Source organism: Pseudomonas sp. SDO5591_S426, from assembly GCF_054070755.1.
Window position 1 is genome coordinate 1 of sequence record NZ_JBSVXD010000127.1, and the last position, 17173, is coordinate 17173.

At 60.7% G+C, this 17173-nt stretch carries 17 protein-coding genes and 1 pseudogene; 11 read left to right on the plus strand and 7 right to left on the minus strand.

Annotation, left to right across the window (positions count from 1 at the left end):
- Positions 1-69 precede the first annotated feature (69 nt).
- Entirely contained in the window at positions 70-345 is a 276-nt protein-coding gene (locus ACW9JC_RS21315; protein ID WP_338584291.1) for a polyhydroxyalkanoic acid system family protein, read from the minus strand.
- A gap of 167 nt (positions 346-512) precedes the next feature.
- On the opposite strand from ACW9JC_RS21315, the gene ubiE reads away from it, so the two are divergent.
- The 11 genes and pseudogenes from ubiE to ACW9JC_RS21370 all read left to right on the plus strand — a co-directional run bounded on the left by ubiE (position 513) and on the right by ACW9JC_RS21370 (position 8671).
- Positions 513-1283, plus strand: a complete 771-nt coding sequence (gene ubiE / locus ACW9JC_RS21320; protein ID WP_007948968.1) for a bifunctional demethylmenaquinone methyltransferase/2-methoxy-6-polyprenyl-1,4-benzoquinol methylase UbiE — start codon at positions 513-515, stop codon at positions 1281-1283.
- Positions 1283-1906 carry a ubiquinone biosynthesis accessory factor UbiJ gene (locus tag ACW9JC_RS21325; protein ID WP_338584289.1) on the plus strand — a complete coding sequence of 208 codons (624 nt, stop codon included), beginning with the start codon at positions 1283-1285 and terminating at the stop codon, positions 1904-1906. The genes ubiE and ACW9JC_RS21325 overlap by 1 nt, the downstream gene beginning before the upstream one ends.
- Positions 1903-3507 (plus strand): ubiquinone biosynthesis regulatory protein kinase UbiB, encoded by a 1605-nt coding sequence (gene ubiB, locus ACW9JC_RS21330; protein ID WP_457457369.1) that lies wholly within the window; start codon positions 1903-1905, stop codon positions 3505-3507. The genes ACW9JC_RS21325 and ubiB overlap by 4 nt, the downstream gene beginning before the upstream one ends.
- Positions 3508-3672: 165 nt before the next feature.
- A complete protein-coding gene (gene hisI, locus ACW9JC_RS21335) occupies positions 3673-4074 on the plus strand; it encodes a phosphoribosyl-AMP cyclohydrolase (RefSeq protein WP_007989281.1) in 402 nt (133 codons plus the stop codon).
- Positions 4067-4399 (plus strand): phosphoribosyl-ATP diphosphatase, encoded by a 333-nt coding sequence (locus ACW9JC_RS21340; protein ID WP_090328169.1) that lies wholly within the window; start codon positions 4067-4069, stop codon positions 4397-4399. The genes hisI and ACW9JC_RS21340 overlap by 8 nt, the downstream gene beginning before the upstream one ends.
- Before the next feature lie 25 nt (positions 4400-4424).
- Positions 4425-4697, plus strand: a complete 273-nt coding sequence (locus tag ACW9JC_RS21345) for a twin-arginine translocase TatA/TatE family subunit (protein ID WP_218439040.1) — start codon at positions 4425-4427, stop codon at positions 4695-4697.
- Positions 4698-4707: 10 nt separating this feature from the next.
- Positions 4708-5160, plus strand: a complete 453-nt coding sequence (gene tatB, locus ACW9JC_RS21350; protein ID WP_457457372.1) for a Sec-independent protein translocase protein TatB — start codon at positions 4708-4710, stop codon at positions 5158-5160.
- Positions 5157-5951: a twin-arginine translocase subunit TatC gene (gene tatC, locus ACW9JC_RS21355; protein ID WP_085725460.1), complete on the plus strand. Its 795-nt coding sequence runs from the start codon at positions 5157-5159 to the stop codon at positions 5949-5951. Before tatB ends, tatC begins: the two co-directional genes overlap by 4 nt.
- The gene (locus tag ACW9JC_RS21360; protein ID WP_457457374.1) at positions 5948-6655 is read left to right on the plus strand and encodes a 16S rRNA (uracil(1498)-N(3))-methyltransferase; all 708 of its coding nucleotides are present in this window, start codon (positions 5948-5950) and stop codon (positions 6653-6655) included. The genes tatC and ACW9JC_RS21360 overlap by 4 nt, the downstream gene beginning before the upstream one ends.
- 99 nt (positions 6656-6754) lie before the next feature.
- Positions 6755-7816, plus strand: a pseudogene (locus tag ACW9JC_RS21365) (methyl-accepting chemotaxis protein); the annotation flags it as partial.
- A 141-nt stretch (positions 7817-7957) separates the two neighbouring features.
- On the plus strand, positions 7958-8671 hold the full coding sequence (locus ACW9JC_RS21370; RefSeq protein ID WP_457457384.1) for a methyl-accepting chemotaxis protein: 714 nt from the start codon (positions 7958-7960) through the stop codon (positions 8669-8671).
- Positions 8672-8899: 228 nt separating this feature from the next.
- Here the strand turns inward: ACW9JC_RS21370 and mdoH are convergent, their stop codons facing one another.
- The 6 genes from mdoH to ACW9JC_RS21400 form a co-directional block, all read right to left on the minus strand.
- Positions 8900-11470, minus strand: a complete 2571-nt coding sequence (mdoH, locus tag ACW9JC_RS21375) for a glucans biosynthesis glucosyltransferase MdoH (protein ID WP_457457376.1) — start codon at positions 11468-11470, stop codon at positions 8900-8902.
- A complete protein-coding gene (locus ACW9JC_RS21380; RefSeq protein WP_457457378.1) occupies positions 11463-13277 on the minus strand; it encodes a glucan biosynthesis protein G in 1815 nt (604 codons plus the stop codon). The genes mdoH and ACW9JC_RS21380 overlap by 8 nt, the downstream gene beginning before the upstream one ends.
- Before the next feature lie 321 nt (positions 13278-13598).
- The gene (dtd, locus tag ACW9JC_RS21385; RefSeq protein ID WP_056852236.1) at positions 13599-14036 is read right to left on the minus strand and encodes a D-aminoacyl-tRNA deacylase; all 438 of its coding nucleotides are present in this window, start codon (positions 14034-14036) and stop codon (positions 13599-13601) included.
- Entirely contained in the window at positions 14033-15004 is a 972-nt protein-coding gene (gene pip, locus ACW9JC_RS21390) for a prolyl aminopeptidase (RefSeq protein ID WP_338584279.1), read from the minus strand. The genes dtd and pip overlap by 4 nt, the downstream gene beginning before the upstream one ends.
- A 104-nt stretch (positions 15005-15108) precedes the next feature.
- Complete coding sequence (locus ACW9JC_RS21395; RefSeq protein ID WP_457457381.1) at positions 15109-16026, minus strand: alpha/beta hydrolase; 918 nt, start codon at positions 16024-16026, stop codon at positions 15109-15111.
- A complete protein-coding gene (locus ACW9JC_RS21400; RefSeq protein WP_448106025.1) occupies positions 16026-16973 on the minus strand; it encodes a choline ABC transporter substrate-binding protein in 948 nt (315 codons plus the stop codon). The genes ACW9JC_RS21395 and ACW9JC_RS21400 overlap by 1 nt, the downstream gene beginning before the upstream one ends.
- Positions 16974-17173: the final 200 nt, after the last annotated feature.

Sequence of the window (17173 nt, forward strand, 5' to 3'; positions counted from 1 at the left end):
CTCCTACAGAAGCAGCGGCGTACACCTGTAGGAGCTGTCGAGTGAAACGAGGCTGCGATCTTTTCGGGATCACACCAACGCTTTATCCAGCGCTTTCTCGATTTCCGCTTTGATCATGCCGCTCATGGCCGACATCATCAGGCCCAGCTCCACATCGACCTTGATCGAATCGTCACTGACATGCACGGCGCCTTTCACACCCGAACGCTTGAGGTTCAAGGTGTCGCCGGACCATTGCGGCTCCAGGCCATATTGCTCGGAAAGTTTCTGCGCCAGCTTGTCGGCCTTCTCCCGCGCCGCTTCCTTACCCAGGCCGTGGGCACGCTCAACACTGATATGGGCCATCGATTGACTCCTGTTTTTTGAATACAGCCATGAATGCTTGTTCGGTGAATCTTGACCGCTGCTGCGGCAAAACGTCCCGAGGGTGAACCATCTTACCTTCAGCCTTGCCAAGACAAAGCATCCCTTGGGGATTAGAATGTCGCGCATTCTCTTTTGGTGACAGCGATATGACTGATCAGCGCAAAGGCAGCGATGCCGAACCCACCACGCACTTCGGCTTCAAAAACGTTCCGGAAAGCCAGAAAGCGGAAAAAGTCGCTGAGGTTTTCCACTCGGTAGCCGCCAAGTACGACCTGATGAACGACCTCCTGTCGGGCGGCATGCACCGTCTGTGGAAGCGTTTCGCGATCGAACTGTCGGGTGTACGCACCGGCAACCGCGTGCTCGACATCGCGGGTGGCACCGGTGACCTGACCAAAAAATTCTCGCACCTCGTCGGCCCGACCGGCCAGGTCGTGCTGGCCGACATCAACGAATCCATGCTCAAGGTCGGTCGTGACCGCCTGCTGGACCTGGGAGTTGCCGGCAATGTCGAATTCGTCCAGGCGGATGCGGAAAAGCTGCCGTTCCCGGACAACCATTTCGACTGCGTGACCATCGCCTTCGGCCTGCGCAACGTGACGCACAAGGAAGACGCCCTGCGTTCCATGCTGCGCGTGCTCAAGCCCGGCGGCCGTTTGCTGGTGCTGGAATTCTCCAAGCCGACCAACGCGCTGATGTCCAAGGCCTACGACGCCTACTCGTTCGCCTTCATGCCGTTGATGGGCAAGCTGATCACCAACGACTCGGAAAGCTATCGCTACCTGGCCGAATCGATCCGCATGCACCCGAATCAGGAAACCCTGAAGTCGATGATGGTCGAGGCCGGTTTTGACCGTGTGACCTATCACAACATGACCGCAGGCATCGTTGCCCTGCACCGCGGCATCAAGCCCTGATGCTGCTCGCCGGCCTGCTCGCCAGCGTTGAACTCGGCCTGAACCGGGTGCTGCGCCTCGACAGCACGGCGCTGCCCCGGCTCGCGCATTTGAGCGGCAGGGTGATTGCCGTCGACTGCCGCAGCCCGGCGCTGCAACTTTTCATCCTGCCCAGCGATGAAGGCCTGATGCTCGCCTCCCAGTGGGAAACCGGCGCCGATTGCACCTTGCGTGCACCGGCCTCGAGCCTGTTGAAACTGGCGATGAGCAAGGACAAGACTTCCGTTCTACATGGCCCTGAAGTCGAACTCGACGGCGACAGCGGCGTGCTGCTGGAACTGGCGGCGATCCTTCAGGACCTCGAACTGGACTGGGAGTACGAGCTCTCGCGCTGGCTCGGCCCCGTCGCCACGCAACTGGTCGGCGGTCACCTGCGCAGCCGCGCCCGCTGGTATCAGCAAGGATTTGCCAGCCTGGGCCAGAACCTGGGCGAATACCTGGCCGAAGAATCGCGCACCCTCGTCGGTCAGCGTGAAGCCGAAGCCCGATTCAGTGAACTGGACCAGATCAAACTCGATCTGGAACGTCTCGAGGCGCGTTTCGAGCGCCTTTCCCGATCCCTCGACCCAAGCGATAACGCATGAAGCTGCTTGCCGTCCGCCGTTTGTTGCGCATCCAGCGCGTCGTGATCCGCTACCGCCTCGATGACCTGCTGTTCGCCCTGCCGCTGCCCTGGTTCTTGCGGGCGCTGCGCTATGCCTTGCCGTGGCGCTGGTTCCCGCGCAAGACCCTCGACCTGAGCCGTGGCGCACGATTGCGCCTGGCGTTGCAGGACCTGGGGCCGATCTTCATCAAGTTCGGGCAGATCCTGTCTACTCGCCGCGATTTGCTGCCGGAAGACATCGCCGATGAGCTGATGAAGTTGCAGGACCGCGTGCCGCCGTTCGATTCGCAAGTGTCGGTCAACCTGATCGAAGAACAGCTCGGCAAGAAAATCAGCGAAGTGTTCAGCCGTTTCGACGTCGAACCGCTGGCCTCGGCCTCGGTGGCGCAAGTGCACGCCGCACAGTTGAAAACCGGTGAAGAAGTCGTCGTCAAAGTGATTAGGCCGGGCCTCAAGCCGATCATTGCCCAGGACCTGGCGTGGCTGTTCATCCTGGCCCGCGCCGCCGAAAAACTTTCGGCCGATGCGCGTCTGCTGCATCCGGTGGACGTGGTCAGCGACTACGAAAAGACCATCTACGACGAACTCGACCTGCTGCGCGAGGCGGCCAACGCCAGCCAGTTGAAGCGCAACTTCGAAGGCTCGCCGCTGCTGTATGTGCCGCAAGTCTATTGGGACTGGTGCCGGCCGAAAGTGCTGGTGATGGAGCGCATCTACGGCATCCAGGTCACGGATCTCGCGACCCTGGCCGACCAGCGCACCGACATGAAAATGCTCGCCGAACGCGGCGTGGAGATTTTCTTCACCCAAGTGTTCCGCGACAGCTTTTTCCACGCCGACATGCACCCCGGCAACATCTTCGTCAGCACCGTGAATCCGTGGAGCCCGCAGTACATTGCGATCGACTGCGGCATCGTCGGCAGCCTGACCCCGGAAGACCAGGATTACCTGGCGCGCAACCTGTTCGCGTTCTTCAAGCGTGATTACCGTCGTGTGGCGCAGCTGCACATCGATTCGGGCTGGGTGCCAGCAGAAACCAAGCTCAACGAGTTCGAAGCGGCGATTCGTACCGTGTGCGAGCCGATCTTCGAAAAACCGTTAAAAGATATTTCATTTGGCCAGGTACTGATGCGCCTGTTCCAGACCGCGCGCCGCTTCAACATGGAAGTACAGCCGCAGCTGGTTCTGTTGCAGAAAACCCTGCTGAACATCGAAGGCCTGGGCCGTCAGCTGTACCCGGACCTCGATTTGTGGAACACCGCGCAGCCGTTCCTTGAACGCTGGATGCGCGAACGCGTCAGCCCGAAAGCCTTGATCGGCAACGTGCAGAGCCAGTTCGAACAGCTCCCGCACCTGGCCAACATGGCCCGCGACCTGCTCGAACGCATGTCCCAGCCTCACGCCTACGACCCGCCGCCACCGTGGCACCGACGCCGTGATGACTGGTTCCTGCGCCTGCTCGGAACAGCTCATCTGGCCGGTGGCGCGATCCTCGCCGCGGGTGGGCCGCTGAATCAGTTGGCCTATTGGCCAGCGGGCATCATGATGGCCGTCGGTTTGTATCTGGTCGTTCGTCGATAGCATCAATCAGCTGCAAGTTATAAGCTTCAAGCTTCAAGCGATGTTCATAGCACTCATGTTTAATTCACGCCTGTAGATATGCGTTGCACAATACGAAGGACCGAAGCGCACTGGCTTTCACTTGCGGCTTGAAGCTTATGCTTGGAGCTGCTTCAGGAACTGAAGATGAAAAACTGGCTGGACGAGATCAAGTGGGATGCCGACGGCCTGGTGCCGGCGATTGCCCAGGATCACAAGACCGGGCGCGTCCTGATGATGGCCTGGATGAACCGTGAAGCGCTGGAACTGACCGCTGCCGAGAATCGCGCGATCTACTGGTCCCGCTCCCGTGGCAAGCTGTGGCGCAAGGGCGAAGAGTCCGGCCACGTGCAAACCCTGCATGAGATGCGCCTGGACTGCGACGCTGACGTGATCATCCTGATGGTCGAGCAGATCGGCGACATCGCTTGCCATACCGGCCGCCAAAGCTGCTTCTACCGTGTCTATGAGAACGGCGACTGGACAACCGTCGACCCGGTTCTGAAAGATCCGCACGCCATCTATTCCGCAGGACACAAACATGAGTGACACTCTGACCCGCCTGGCCGCAGTGCTGGAAGAGCGCAAAGGCGCCGCCGCCGACAGCTCGTATGTCGCCAGCCTGTACCACAAGGGCTTGAACAAGATTCTGGAAAAAGTCGGCGAAGAGTCGGTCGAGACCATTATTGCCGCCAAGGATGCCGCCGTCAGCGGCGACTGCAGCGATGTGATCTACGAAACCGCCGATTTGTGGTTCCACAGCATGGTCATGCTCGCCCAATTGGGGCAGCATCCACAGGCTGTACTCGATGAACTGGACCGTCGTTTCGGTCTCTCCGGACACGCAGAGAAAGCCTCGCGCCCGTCCGCCTGAATAACGATTAGAGAGGAGCAGCAACATGGGCATTTTTGACTGGAAACACTGGATCGTCATCCTGGTTGTTGTCGTATTGGTATTCGGCACCAAGAAACTGAAAAACCTCGGCACCGACGTCGGCGAGTCGATCAAGGGCTTCAAGAAAGCCATGAACGACGACGAAAAGCCGGCCGATCCGACTGCGACCCCGGCCCAACCGGTGCCACCGGTCCAGCCGCAGGCCTCTGTAAACCAGCCGCACACCATCGACGTGCAGGCGCAGAAAGTCGAAGAGCCGATCCGCAAAGACGTGTGAGCACTGACTAATGTTTGGTATCAGCTTCTCTGAACTGCTGCTCGTCGGCCTCGTCGCCCTGCTGGTGCTGGGCCCCGAGCGCTTGCCGGGCGCTGCGCGCACCGCCGGCCTGTGGGTCGGGCGCTTGAAGCGCAGCTTCAACGCGATCAAACAGGAAGTTGAACGTGAAATCGGTGCCGACGAAATTCGTCGGCAACTGCACAACGAACACATCCTGTCGCTTGAGCAGGAGGCGCGGAAGATCTTCACGCCGACCCAGCAGGAGCCGACGCCGGTTGAGCATGTGGGAGCGCAGACCATTGATGCACCTGCGGCTACTGTCGCAACCACACCTGCACCTGCCGTAGCGGCTACGGAGCCAGCGCCCGTTGTGGCAGCAACTCCGGTTGAACCCGTTGCTCCAGCCGCCGCGCCGACCACGCCAGCGCCCAATGACACCACTTTGCCGCCGCGAGCCCCATGAGCGATCTCCCTGAAAACGACCAGCACATGCCGCTGGTTTCGCACCTCACCGAGTTGCGTACCCGACTGCTGCGCTGCGTAGCGGCGATCTTCATCATCTTTGCCGGGTTGTTCGCGTTCACCCAGCAGATCTACACCTTCGTCTCGACGCCGTTGCGCGCGTACCTGCCGGCCGGGGCGACGATGATCGCCACCGACGTCTCGTCGCCGTTCCTGACGCCGTTGAAGCTGACCATGATGGTCTCGCTGTTCCTGGCGATCCCGGTGATCCTGCATCAGATCTGGGGTTTCATCGCGCCTGGCCTGTACAAGCATGAAAAGCGCATCGCCGTGCCTTTGCTGTGCTCTAGCATCGTGCTGTTTTACGCGGGCATGGCGTTCGCCTATTTCCTGGTGTTCCCGCTGATCTTCAAGTTCTTCGCCGCCGCCACCCCGGCCGGTGTGGAAATGATGACCGATATCACCAGCTACCTCGATTTCGTCATGACGCTGTTTTTCGCCTTCGGCGTAGCGTTCGAAATCCCGGTGGCCGTGGTACTGCTGGTGTGGATCGGCGTGGTCGACGTCAAATACCTGAAGAAAATCCGCCCGTACGTGATCATCGGCTGCTTCGTGGTCGGCATGATCCTGACCCCGCCGGACATCTTCTCGCAGACCCTGCTGGCCGTGCCGATGTGGTTGCTGTTCGAAATCGGCATCCTGTTCGGCAGCCTGATCAGCAAACGTGGCGAGCACCCGGACGACCAACCGGCTGACGATCACAACGACCAGCCGCCAGCGACCCAAGCGTGAACCTGCTACTCCTCGAAGAGGCCGATTTCATTGCGGCCGACCGGGTGATCCTGCGTGATCGCCGGTTGACGCACATGCAGGAAGTCCACCGCTGTGAAGTCGGCGACAGCATGCGCGTCGGCCGGATTGGCGGGTTGATGGGCGCGGCCGAGGTGCTGCGCCTGGACGCCGCTGAAGCCGAGTTGCGCGTCACCCTCGATCAACCACCGCCAGCCAAGCTGCCACTGACCCTGGTGCTAGCCCTGCCACGGCCCAAAATGCTCCGCAGGGTGTTCCAGACCGTGGCGGCCATGGGTGTGCCGCGCGTCGTGCTGGTGAACAGCTATCGCGTCGAGAAGAGCTTCTGGCAAACCCCGTTCCTTGAGCCGGAAGCCATTCGCGAGCAACTGATCCTCGGCCTCGAACAGGCCCGGGACAGCGTGCTGCCGGAAGTGGTGATCGAGAAGCGCTTCAAGCCCTTCGTCGAAGACCGCCTGCCTGCCATCACCGAGGGCACTCTCGGTCTCGTTGGCCATCCGGGCAATTACCCGCCCTGCCCCCGTGCGCTGAGCGAACCGGTGACCCTGGCGATCGGCCCCGAGGGTGGATGGATTCCTTACGAGATCGACCTGCTGGGTAAATCCGGCCTGCAACCGGTGCAACTTGGCGAGCGCATCCTGCGTGTCGAAACCGCCGTTACTGCGCTGTTGGCTCGACTTTTCTAAACCCGCTCCGACCCGCTTGTCAGACCGCACCTACAGATTGCCTGCCCACAGCCGATACAACTCCCATAAAACCAATGTGTGGTCCGAGGGAGTTTCAGCATGTACCAATGGCTGGCCGATAAGCTGGGAAACGTAGGTGTAAACCGCAAACTGGGCGTCGGTTTCGGTCTGGTGTTGCTGCTGACATTGCTGATCACCGTCACAGGCTGGACCGGCCTGAGCGATGTAACCAGCCGCGGCGATAAACTGGGATTCATTTCCGAGATCAACGGGCTGACCAAAGACCTGCGCATCGCCCGCCTGGACTACGAAATGCGTCGCGGCGAACAAGGCCCCGGTGCGGTCAACGACCTGTTGGGCAAGCTCGACACTGGTTTGCAAGCCGCTCGCCAGATGCTCGAGCAGCCCGCCGACGTGGCCAAGATCGACCAGCAACTGGCCGCCGTAAGCCAGTACAGGCAAGCGTTCGCCGCCATGATCCAGGCCGGTGCCAACCGTGAAGATGCGCGCAGCAAACTGGGCGCCACCGCCGACAATGCCGTGGCCAAGGTCGCTGAAGTCGAAAAATCCATGCTGCAAGGCGACAGCGTGACCGCGTTCAACAGCGTGATCGACCTGAGCAAACTGCTTCAGCAAGCGCGCTTCCAGGTGCGTGGCTACACCTACAGCGGCAAAAGCGAGGCCGAACAACCGGCCCTCGACGCGATCGACAACGCCCTGAAAAACCTCGAAAGCCTGCCGGCCAAACTGCCTGAAGAACACATTGCCAACCTGCAACAGGCGTCCGACTCGCTCAAAGCCTACCGCGCTGCGGTCAGCCAGTACCGCGATTCCCAGGTCGCCAGTGCCGAAGCCCTCAAACGCATGGCCGCCCAAGGTGAAATCCTGCTCGACGTCAGCAACAAGCTCACCGTCTCGCAAACCCTCGTGCGCGATACCGACGTGGCGCACGCCAAGAACATGCTGTTGCTCGCCACTGGCCTTGCGCTGATCTTCGGTCTATTCGCCGCATGGGCCATCACCCGGCAGATCGTGATCCCGTTGAACCAGACTCTTAAAGTGGCCGAGCGCATTGCCGCCGGCGACCTGACCCACAACCTGACCTCCATACGCCAGGACGAATTGGGTCAGCTGCAACGTGCCATTCAGAGCATGACCCAGGGCCTGCGCGAACTGATTGGCGGCATCAGCGATGGCGTCACGCAAATCGCCAGCGCCGCCGAAGAGCTGTCGGCCGTCACCGAACAGACCAGCGCCGGGGTCAACAGCCAGAAGGTCGAGACCGACCAGGTGGCCACCGCCATGAACGAAATGACCGCGACCGTGCAGGAAGTCGCGCGCAACGCTGAAGAGGCCTCCGAAGCCGCAGTCGCCGCCGATCAGCAGGCCCGTGAGGGCGACAAAGTGGTCGGAGAAGCCATCGCCCAGATCGAGCGCCTGGCCAAGGAAGTCGGCAACTCCACCGAAGCCATGGGCGAACTCAAGCGCGAGAGCGACAAGATCGGCAGCGTACTCGACGTGATCAAGTCCGTGGCCCAGCAAACCAACCTGCTGGCGCTCAACGCAGCGATCGAAGCGGCTCGCGCCGGTGAAGCCGGGCGCGGTTTTGCCGTGGTCGCCGATGAAGTTCGCAGCCTGGCCCAGCGCACCCAGAAGTCGACGGAAGAGATTGAAGAGCTGATCGTTGGTCTGCAAAACGGCACCCAGCAGGTCGCGACCATCATGGACAACAGCCGCAGCCTGACCGACAGCAGCGTCGAACTGACCCGCCGCGCCGGTGGCTCACTGGCAAGCATCACCCGCACGGTGTCGGCGATCCAGGCGATGAACCAGCAAATCGCCGCTGCTGCTGAACAGCAGAGCGCAGTGGCTGAGGAGATCAACCGCAGCGTGCTGAACGTGCGTGATGTGTCGGATCAGACCTCAGCGGCCAGTGAAGAGACAGCGGCATCCAGCGCTGAGCTGGCGCGGTTGGGGACGCATTTGCAGATGCTGGTGGGCAAGTTCAGGGTTTGAGGTGATACACATACCTCGGTGCACTTGAAACCGAAGCGATGCCATCGCGGGCAAGCCCGCTCCCACAGGGCTCGACGGTGTTTCGCAAATCGTATGAACGCCGAAGCACCTTGTGGGAGCGGGCTTGCCCGCGATGGCGACCGACCGGACGATGCAGTTACAGGGCCTGCCGCAAACAACAGAACAATCTTGAATCCATAAAAAACCCGCTTTCGCGGGTTTTTTTCATTACGCCATCTGAGGCTGCACACTCAACGGCTTGAGCGGCAACAGCGGTGCATGGGGGTCGGCATTGACCGACCTGCGCCATGCGCCCAGCCACTCAGCATGCCCTTCGCTCCAGACCTGCTCATGCAAGCGGGCCAGTGCCACCGGATCGCTCAGCAGTTGCACACGCTCGTTGTTGGTCAGGCCTTCAGGGCCGACCTTCATGGCGTGCCGCACCCGCTCCACCCGCAGCCATTCAATCGGCTCGGCCTGATTGTGACGGGAGGTCGCCAGCGAGCACGCCAGGGCGTTCTGCTGTGGATCGACCACCGAACGGACGAAGCCGTCGTTCAATGCGTGGTAACGGTTTTCGTGGGTGTACTGGTCGGTGGCCAGCAATGCCTGTGGCGGATTGTATTCCTCAGGAATGAGGAACAGGCTCTCGTCACGGGACTTCAGGCCCAGACCCACACGGCTGGAGATCACCGATACCGGGATCGACAGCATCAACGAACCGACGATCGGCACCAGCCACCACAGGAAGCTCGGGTTCAGCCAGATCACCAGCAAGGCCCAGAAGAAGCCCAGCAAGGTCTGCGGACCGTGGCGCTTGACCGCTTCGCTCCACGGCGTGGAGTCGTCATCACGTTGCGGCGAGTTCCAGGTCGCGGCCCAGCCAAGGAACGCGGCGAGGACGAAACGGGTGTGGAAGATCATCCGCACCGGCGCCAGCAGCATGGAGAACAACATCTCCAGCAGCATCGACAGCGTCACCTTGAACTTGCCGCCGAACTCTTTCGCGCCCTTGGCCCAGATCAGGATGATGCTCAACAGTTTCGGCAGGAACAGCAGCACGATCGTCGTCGAGAACAGCGCGATCGCCTTGTCCGGGTGCCATTGTGGCCACAACGGATAGAGCTGGCGCGGTTCGAGGAAGTACTGCGGCTCCATCAGCGTGTTGACCGCCAGCAGCGCCGTCGACAGCACGAGGAAGAAGAACCACAGCGGTGCCGACAGGTAGGACATCACGCCGGTCAGGAACACCGCGCGGTGTACCGGGTGCATGCCCTTGACCAGGAACAGGCGGAAGTTCATCAGGTTGCCGTGGCACCAGCGACGGTCACGCTTGAGTTCGTCCAGCAGGTTCGGCGGCAGTTCTTCGTAGCTGCCCGGCAAGTCGTAGGCAATCCACACGCCCCAACCGGCACGGCGCATCAGCGCAGCTTCAACGAAGTCGTGGGACAGGATCGCACCGGCGAACGCGCCTTTACCGGGCAACGGCGCCAGGGCGCAGTGCTCGATGAACGGCTTCATGCGGATGATCGCGTTGTGGCCCCAGTAGTGCGATTCGCCCAACTGCCAGAAGTGCAGACCGGCGGTGAACAGCGGACCGTACACACGGGTGGCGAACTGCTGCATGCGCGCATACAGGGTGTCCATGCCCGACGCACGCGGCGCGGTCTGGATGATCCCGGCGTCCGGCGTGGCTTCCATCAAGCGCACCAGACTGGTCAGGCACTCGCCACTCATTACGGAATCGGCGTCGAGTACGACCATGTACTTGTAGTCACCGCCCCAGCGACGGCAGAAGTCGTCGAGGTTGCCGCTTTTACGTTTTACGCGACGACGACGACGGCGATAGAAGATCTTGCCGAAGCCACCGGCTTCGCGGCAGACGTCCAGCCAGGCCTGCTGCTCGGCAACGCAGATGTCGGCGTCGTTACTGTCACTGAGGACGAAGAAGTCGAAGCGGTCCAGATCACCCGTGGCCGCGACCGATTCGAACGTTGCACGCAGACCGGCAAATACACGCGGCACGTCTTCGTTGCAGATCGGCATCACCAGCGCGGTGCGCGCGTCTTTCGGAATCGGCTCATTACCGGCGCTTTTACCGGAGATACGGTATTTGTCGTGACCGGTGAGCAACTCAAGGAAACCCATCAGCGCGGTCCAGAAACCGGCCGAGACCCAGCAGAACAGAATCCCGAACAGAATCAGGATGCTGGTTTGCAACGCATACGGCAGTACTTGCGTGGCGGTTTGCAACAGCGGCTGGTGCAGGACTTCTTCGAGGTCGACGAACGACCAGCCCTGGTACGGCATGATGCCTTTCATGTACCAGCCGGCGACGATGGTCTGACCGAGCATCAACACCAGCAATATGTAGCGACGGATCGAACCGACGGTGCGCCAGCGCGCAGCCGGCAGGACATTTTCGTCCTTCGGCGGCTTCGGCGGGTTGGTGCGACCGGTCAGGCGACGCCAGCCGCGCACCAGAATGTTGGTGCGCCATGGCTCCGGCACGACTTTGGTCCGACGAATCGGCGGAGTCGCCTTGAGCAAAACCCGACCGCTGGCGTCCAGCGCCAGCATTTCGGCGTCCTGCAATTCTTCGGCGGTGCTCAGGGTCAGGCGCTTGCCGACTGAAGCCTGGGCGGCCTCGGGCGGGGCGTCGAACGTCGAAGACGACAGTCGTTCGTGCAGTTCGCTGAAGGACTGGCAGCCCGCGAGTTCCGCGCGCTGCTGGTCGGTCATCGGCAGATGCGCCAGATACTCGGAAAGAGTCTCTGGCTGTACTTGAGAATTACTCATCGGCAGGCAACTGGTAGCTCCAGGTCTCGGTCAGGACTTCTTCAGTCGGCGCCGATTCCGGTGTGGCTGGGGCCGCGTCGGCAGCAGCAGGCTGCTTGGCGTCGTTGTTGTTCGCCTTGTCCTTGGCATCTGCAACCGGCTTGGCTTCGGCCTTGTTGGCCTCGGCGGCCTTCGCGTCCTTCTCCACTTTCTCGGCTTGCTTGGCAGCGACTTTGTCGGCCTTGGCAACGGAAGAGGTGGACGCTGGAATCGATGTCTTCAGGTCGGCAGGCATGATGTTCTGCACCAGGGCCGCACGCATCTCGGTGGACTTGCCGGCGTCCTTGATCTTCATGCGCAGGGTCAGGCGCCAGCCCTTTGTTTCAGGGTTGTAGCGCACGCTGTTCTCGACCAGTTCGGCGTTGTCGCCGACGCTGACCTGACTGCGCACATCGGTGTCCGGTGGCAATGCCGCCAGGGACGGACCTTCGAAGTCCACCAGGTAGGCAACGCTGCCGTCCGGCTGACGAATCAGGTTGGACTGTTTGACGTCACCGGTGGACTTCAGTGTCTGGCTGACCCAGGCGCTGTCCGGTGCGTGCAACGCGGCTTCATCCATGGTCCAGTGCATGCGATAAGCGAAGTCCAGCGGCTGGCCTGGCTCCGGCATCGTTTCCGGGCTCCAGAAAGCCACGATATTGTCGTTGGTTTCGTCGGCGGTCGGAATCTCTACCAGATCGACGGAGCCCTTGCCCCAGTCGCCTTTCGGTTCGATCCAGGCGCTTGGGCGCTTGTCGTAGCGGTCGTCGAGGTCTTCGTAGTGGCTGAAGTCACGGCCACGTTGCAGCAAGCCGAAACCACGCGGGTTCTCGACCGAGAAGTTGCTCACGGCCAGGTGTTTCGGGTTGTTCAGCGGACGCCAGATCCACTCGCCGTTGCCGGCATGGATCGCCAGGCCGCTGGAGTCGTGCAGCTCGCGACGGTAGTTCAGCACTTTCGACGGCTGGTTGGCGCCGAACAGGAACATGCTGGTCAATGGTGCGATACCCAGTTTGCCAACCTTGTCACGCAGGAACATTTGCGCCTTGACGTCGACAATGGTGTCGCTGCCCGGACGCAGGGTCAGGCGATAAGCGCCGGTCGCACGTGGCGAATCCAGCAGCGCGAAGATCACCAGGTGCTTGTCGCCCGGTTTTGGCTGCTGAATCCAGAACTCGCGAAACCGCGGGAATTCTTCGCCGGACGGCAATGCGGTATCGATCGCCATGCCGCGCGCAGACAAACCGTAGACGTGGCCCTTGCCGACAACGCGGAAGTAACTCGCGCCGAGCATGGTCATGATTTCGTCTTGCTTGTCAGCCTTGTTGACCGGGTACAGCACACGGAAACCGGCGTAGCCCAGTTGTTCGGTGGCTTTAGGATCGAACTTGAGGTCGCCGAAATCGAAACGGCTTGGGTCGTACTTGATCTCTTCGACGGTGTTCGCTGTGATTTCGTTGATTTTCACCGGCGTATCGAAGTGCATGCCCTGGTGATAGAACGACAGCTTGAACGGGGTTTTCTGATCAGCCCACTCGGCTTTTTCCGTCAGAAAACGAATTTTCTGATAGTCCGCGAATTTCATCTCGCGGAACTCGGTCGGCAGGTTACTGCGCGGCGCTTCGTACTTCTGACCGGCCAGCTCTTTCGCCTTGATCGATACATCATCCAGATTGAATGCCCAAAGCTGGCCGGCGCTGAGCAGGCAGAGCAATGCCGAACCTGCTACCAGAGCGCTACGAAACCGTTTGGCAGACAATTTTGGTGCGTTACAGGGACTAACAATCACGAGCAACCCTCGCCGAAAACAGATCAAAAAACCAACGGCCAGTTAAAGGGTCTGCACGGTGCGCGGCATGAAAAAGCCGACCTTGCAGACCACTCTTGCCAAGTTGGCGAGCATTGTTCCGACTCCGCTGGGGCGAAATGATTCCCCAATCGGATCCGTACAAGTCTCTACCTAAGTCAAAATGGACCAACGAACGCTGATCCCCGTAGCGCGCGATTATCTAGTAGGCCGCGTTACAACGCATCAGGGGTAACAAAGTATTTATCGGTAAAAACGCCTGTTTTCAGTCGAAAACCGCTTAAAAAGATGTTTCAAGCGCTTTCAGGTCTGTAACAGGAAGGTTACCGGGCCATCATTGACCAGGTGCACCTGCATATCCGCGCCGAATCTACCTGATGCCACAGTGCCATGCACCTGTTTCGCTTTGCCTAATAGATAGTCGAACAGCTCCTCGCCCAAGGCCGGAGGCGCCGCGGTCGAAAAACTCGGGCGCAACCCGCTTTTGGTGTCGGCGGCCAGGGTGAACTGCGAGACCAGCAGCAACCCGCCGCCTACATCCGCCAGGGACAGATTCATCTTGCCCTCGGCGTCACTGAACACTCGATAGTTAAGCAGCTTATTGAGAAGTTTGTCGGCGCTGGCCCGCGTGTCGTCGGGCTCGACGGCCACCAGCACCAGCAATCCCTGATCGATGGCGCCGACCACCTCTCCCGCTACCTCCACTCGCGCGCCTCGCACGCGTTGCAGCAGGCCCTTCATGCTTCGTCGGGAGCCAGGTCGAGCAGACGTCGTGCCATCTGATCAGCGGCACGCACCAGTGCATCGGTGATGCCCGGTTCGGAAGCGGCATGGCCGGCGTCGCGAATGACTTGCAGCTCGCTGTTCGGCCAGGCCTGGTGCAGTTCCCAAGCGTTGTCCAGCGGGCAGATCACGTCGTAGCGACCATGGACGATCACTCCGGGCAAGTGAGCGATCTTGCCCATGTCGCGAATCAACTGGTTCGGTTCCAGGAATGCATTGTTGCTGAAGTAGTGGCATTCGATGCGAGCGATGGACAACGCGCGCTGAGGTTCGGAGAAGCGATCCACCACCAACGGGTTCGGGCGCAGGGTCGCGGTGCGACCTTCCCACAAGGACCAGGCCTTGGCCGCGTGCATCTGGGCGATCTGATCGTTGCCCACCAGGCGTTTATGGAACGCTGTCAGCAGGTCGTCGCGCTCTTCCAGCGGAATCGGTGCGATGTAGTCCTGCCAGTAATCCGGGAACAGACGGCTGGCGCCCGCCTGATAGAACCATTCGATTTCCTGCGGACGGCAGAGAAAGATCCCGCGCACGATCAGGCCGTGCACACGCTCCGGGTGGGTTTGTGCGTAGGCCAGCGCCAGGGTCGAACCCCACGAGCCACCAAACAGCACCCACTTGTCGATACCCAGGTGCTGGCGAATCTTCTCGAGGTCGGCGACCAGATCCCAGGTGGTGTTGTTTTCCAGGCTGGCGTGAGGCGTGGAGCGACCGCAACCGCGCTGGTCGAAAGTGACAATCCGGTACAAGTTGGGATCGAAGTAGCAACGACTCTGGGCATCACAACCGGCACCGGGGCCGCCGTGGATGAACACCACCGGCAAACCTTCCGGTGAACCGCTTTCGTCGACATACAGCGTGTGAGTTTCGTCGACGGCCAGATCGTGCCGGGCGTGGGGTTTGATCTGCGGGTACAAAGTCTGCATTGCGCGCTCCGTAAGGGGTCGAGGTCATCCCTGGGGGGACTTCTATTATTCTGCCGTTGGGCATCATAAACCCGATTTACGTCAATGAGCATGCCCTTGCAGGGTCAGAGTTTTTCCGCGAGATACCTGAGCAGCGTTTCGTACAACGCATCCACCTCGTCAGCCTGCCCCCGCGCCCGTAAACAACCATGAATCAGTCCGTTGCCGTAATACAGCGACGCGGTCACACCGGCGGCGTTCAACCGTTCGGCGTATAGCACGCCGTCATCACGCAGCGGGTCGAATTGCGCAACGGCAATCCATGCCGGTGGCAGTCCGCTGAAATCCGCTGCGAGCAACGGCATCGCATAGGCGCCCGGTTTTGCCGTGCCGCGCAAATACAACGCGTGATAGCAATCCACATCACTGCTGCTGAGCAATGGCGCATCAACGCATTCACTGCGCGACGCTAACCGTTGATCGCCCCCCAACCCCGGATAGATCAGCACCTGCGCAGCCGGCAACGGCTCACCCGCGTCGCGCAACGCCAGACAAAGCGCCGCAGCAAGATTGCCGCCCGCACTGTCACCGGCCACCAGCGTGCGTTCGGGGTCGATTCGAAACGGACCGGTACGCAGAGCACGCCAGACACTGAGACAGTCATCGAACGCCGCCGGAAACGGATGCTCCGGCGCCAGACGATAATCGACAGCGATCACCAACACGCTCAGTGTCGAGGCCAGCTCGGCGCAAATGAAGTCGTGGGAATCCAGGTCGCCAACCACCCACCCGCCGCCATGCAGATAAACAATGCACGGAACAGCTTCGGTCGACGATGAAGCCGGCGGCTGGTAAGACCGCACCGCCACACCGGCCAACTCAAAATCGACGACGTACAGCCCGGCGGGACGTGGCGGGGTGAATGCCCGGCACATCTCGCTGTAGGCCTGGCGCAAGCCGCTCAGGCTGCTTTCGGTGCTGTTGAAACTCAGGGTTTTGTCGACGAACGCCGAAAGCTGTTCTGATAGAGGATAGGTCGTCATCAGTTTTTCAGGCTGGCCTGAACCGTGGCCACGCCGTCCTTGCCATCAAAACTGCTGACACCGGCCAGCCAGCGCTGAAGATCTTCCGGATGGTCACGCAGCCATTTTTTGGCGACGTCCTGGGGCGTCTGGCGCTCCATGATCGGCACCATCAACTGACTTTCCTGGGCGGCGGTGAAGGTCAGGTTTTCCAGCAGACGATTGACGTTCGGGCACCGCTGGGCATAATCCGGTGCGGTCACGGTGGAGACGGTCGCCGCTCCCTCGTTCGGCCCGTAGACGTCTTCGCTGCCGGTCAGGTAGGCGATCTTCATGTTGATGTTCATCGGGTGCGGGGTCCAGCCGACGAACACCACGAACTCCTTGCGGTTCACCGCGCGCTGAACAGCAGCGAGCATGCCGGCCTCGCCAGACTCGATCAGTTTGAAATCCTTCAGGCCGAAGTGATTGGTTTCGATCATGGTCTTGATCGTGGTGTTGGCGCCGCTGCCCGGCTCGATGCCGTAGATCTTGCCGCCGAGCTGATCTTTGAATTTGGCGATGTCGGCGAAAGTTTTCAAACCCGCAGCCGCCACGTAGTCAGGAACCGCGAGAGTGGCCTGGGCGTCGGCCAGGCTTGGCTTGTCCAGAACCTTCACCTGATTGGCCGCCAGGAACGGCGCGATGTTCTTGTCCATCGCCGGTTTCCAGTAACCGAGGAAGATGTCCAGACGCTTGTCGCGAATGCCGGCGAAGATGATTTGCTGCACGGCGCTGGTCTGTTTGCTTTCGTAACCGAGGCCATTGAGCAGCACATCGGCCATGCCGCTGGTGGCGATCACATCGGTCCAGTTGACCACGCCCATGCGCACGGCTTTACAGGAGGCGTCGTCAGCGGCCATGGCGCCGGCGCTCAACAGAGCGGTGCCGCAGAGGATTGAGAGACAGCGGGTAAACAGTCTTTTCATCGGGATGAGTCTCGTGCGGCAGCGGATTATTGTGAGGCCGGTGTCTTTGTGCACCGTGGCCAGAACATTACGCAGCAGACGAGCGGTAAAAGCGAACTGTGGCGACTGAGATTTGCACGGAGGCGACAAAAAAGATCGCAGCCTTCGGCAGCTCCTATGTATGGACTCGCACCCACTGTCTACCCGCTTTTGAAAAACCG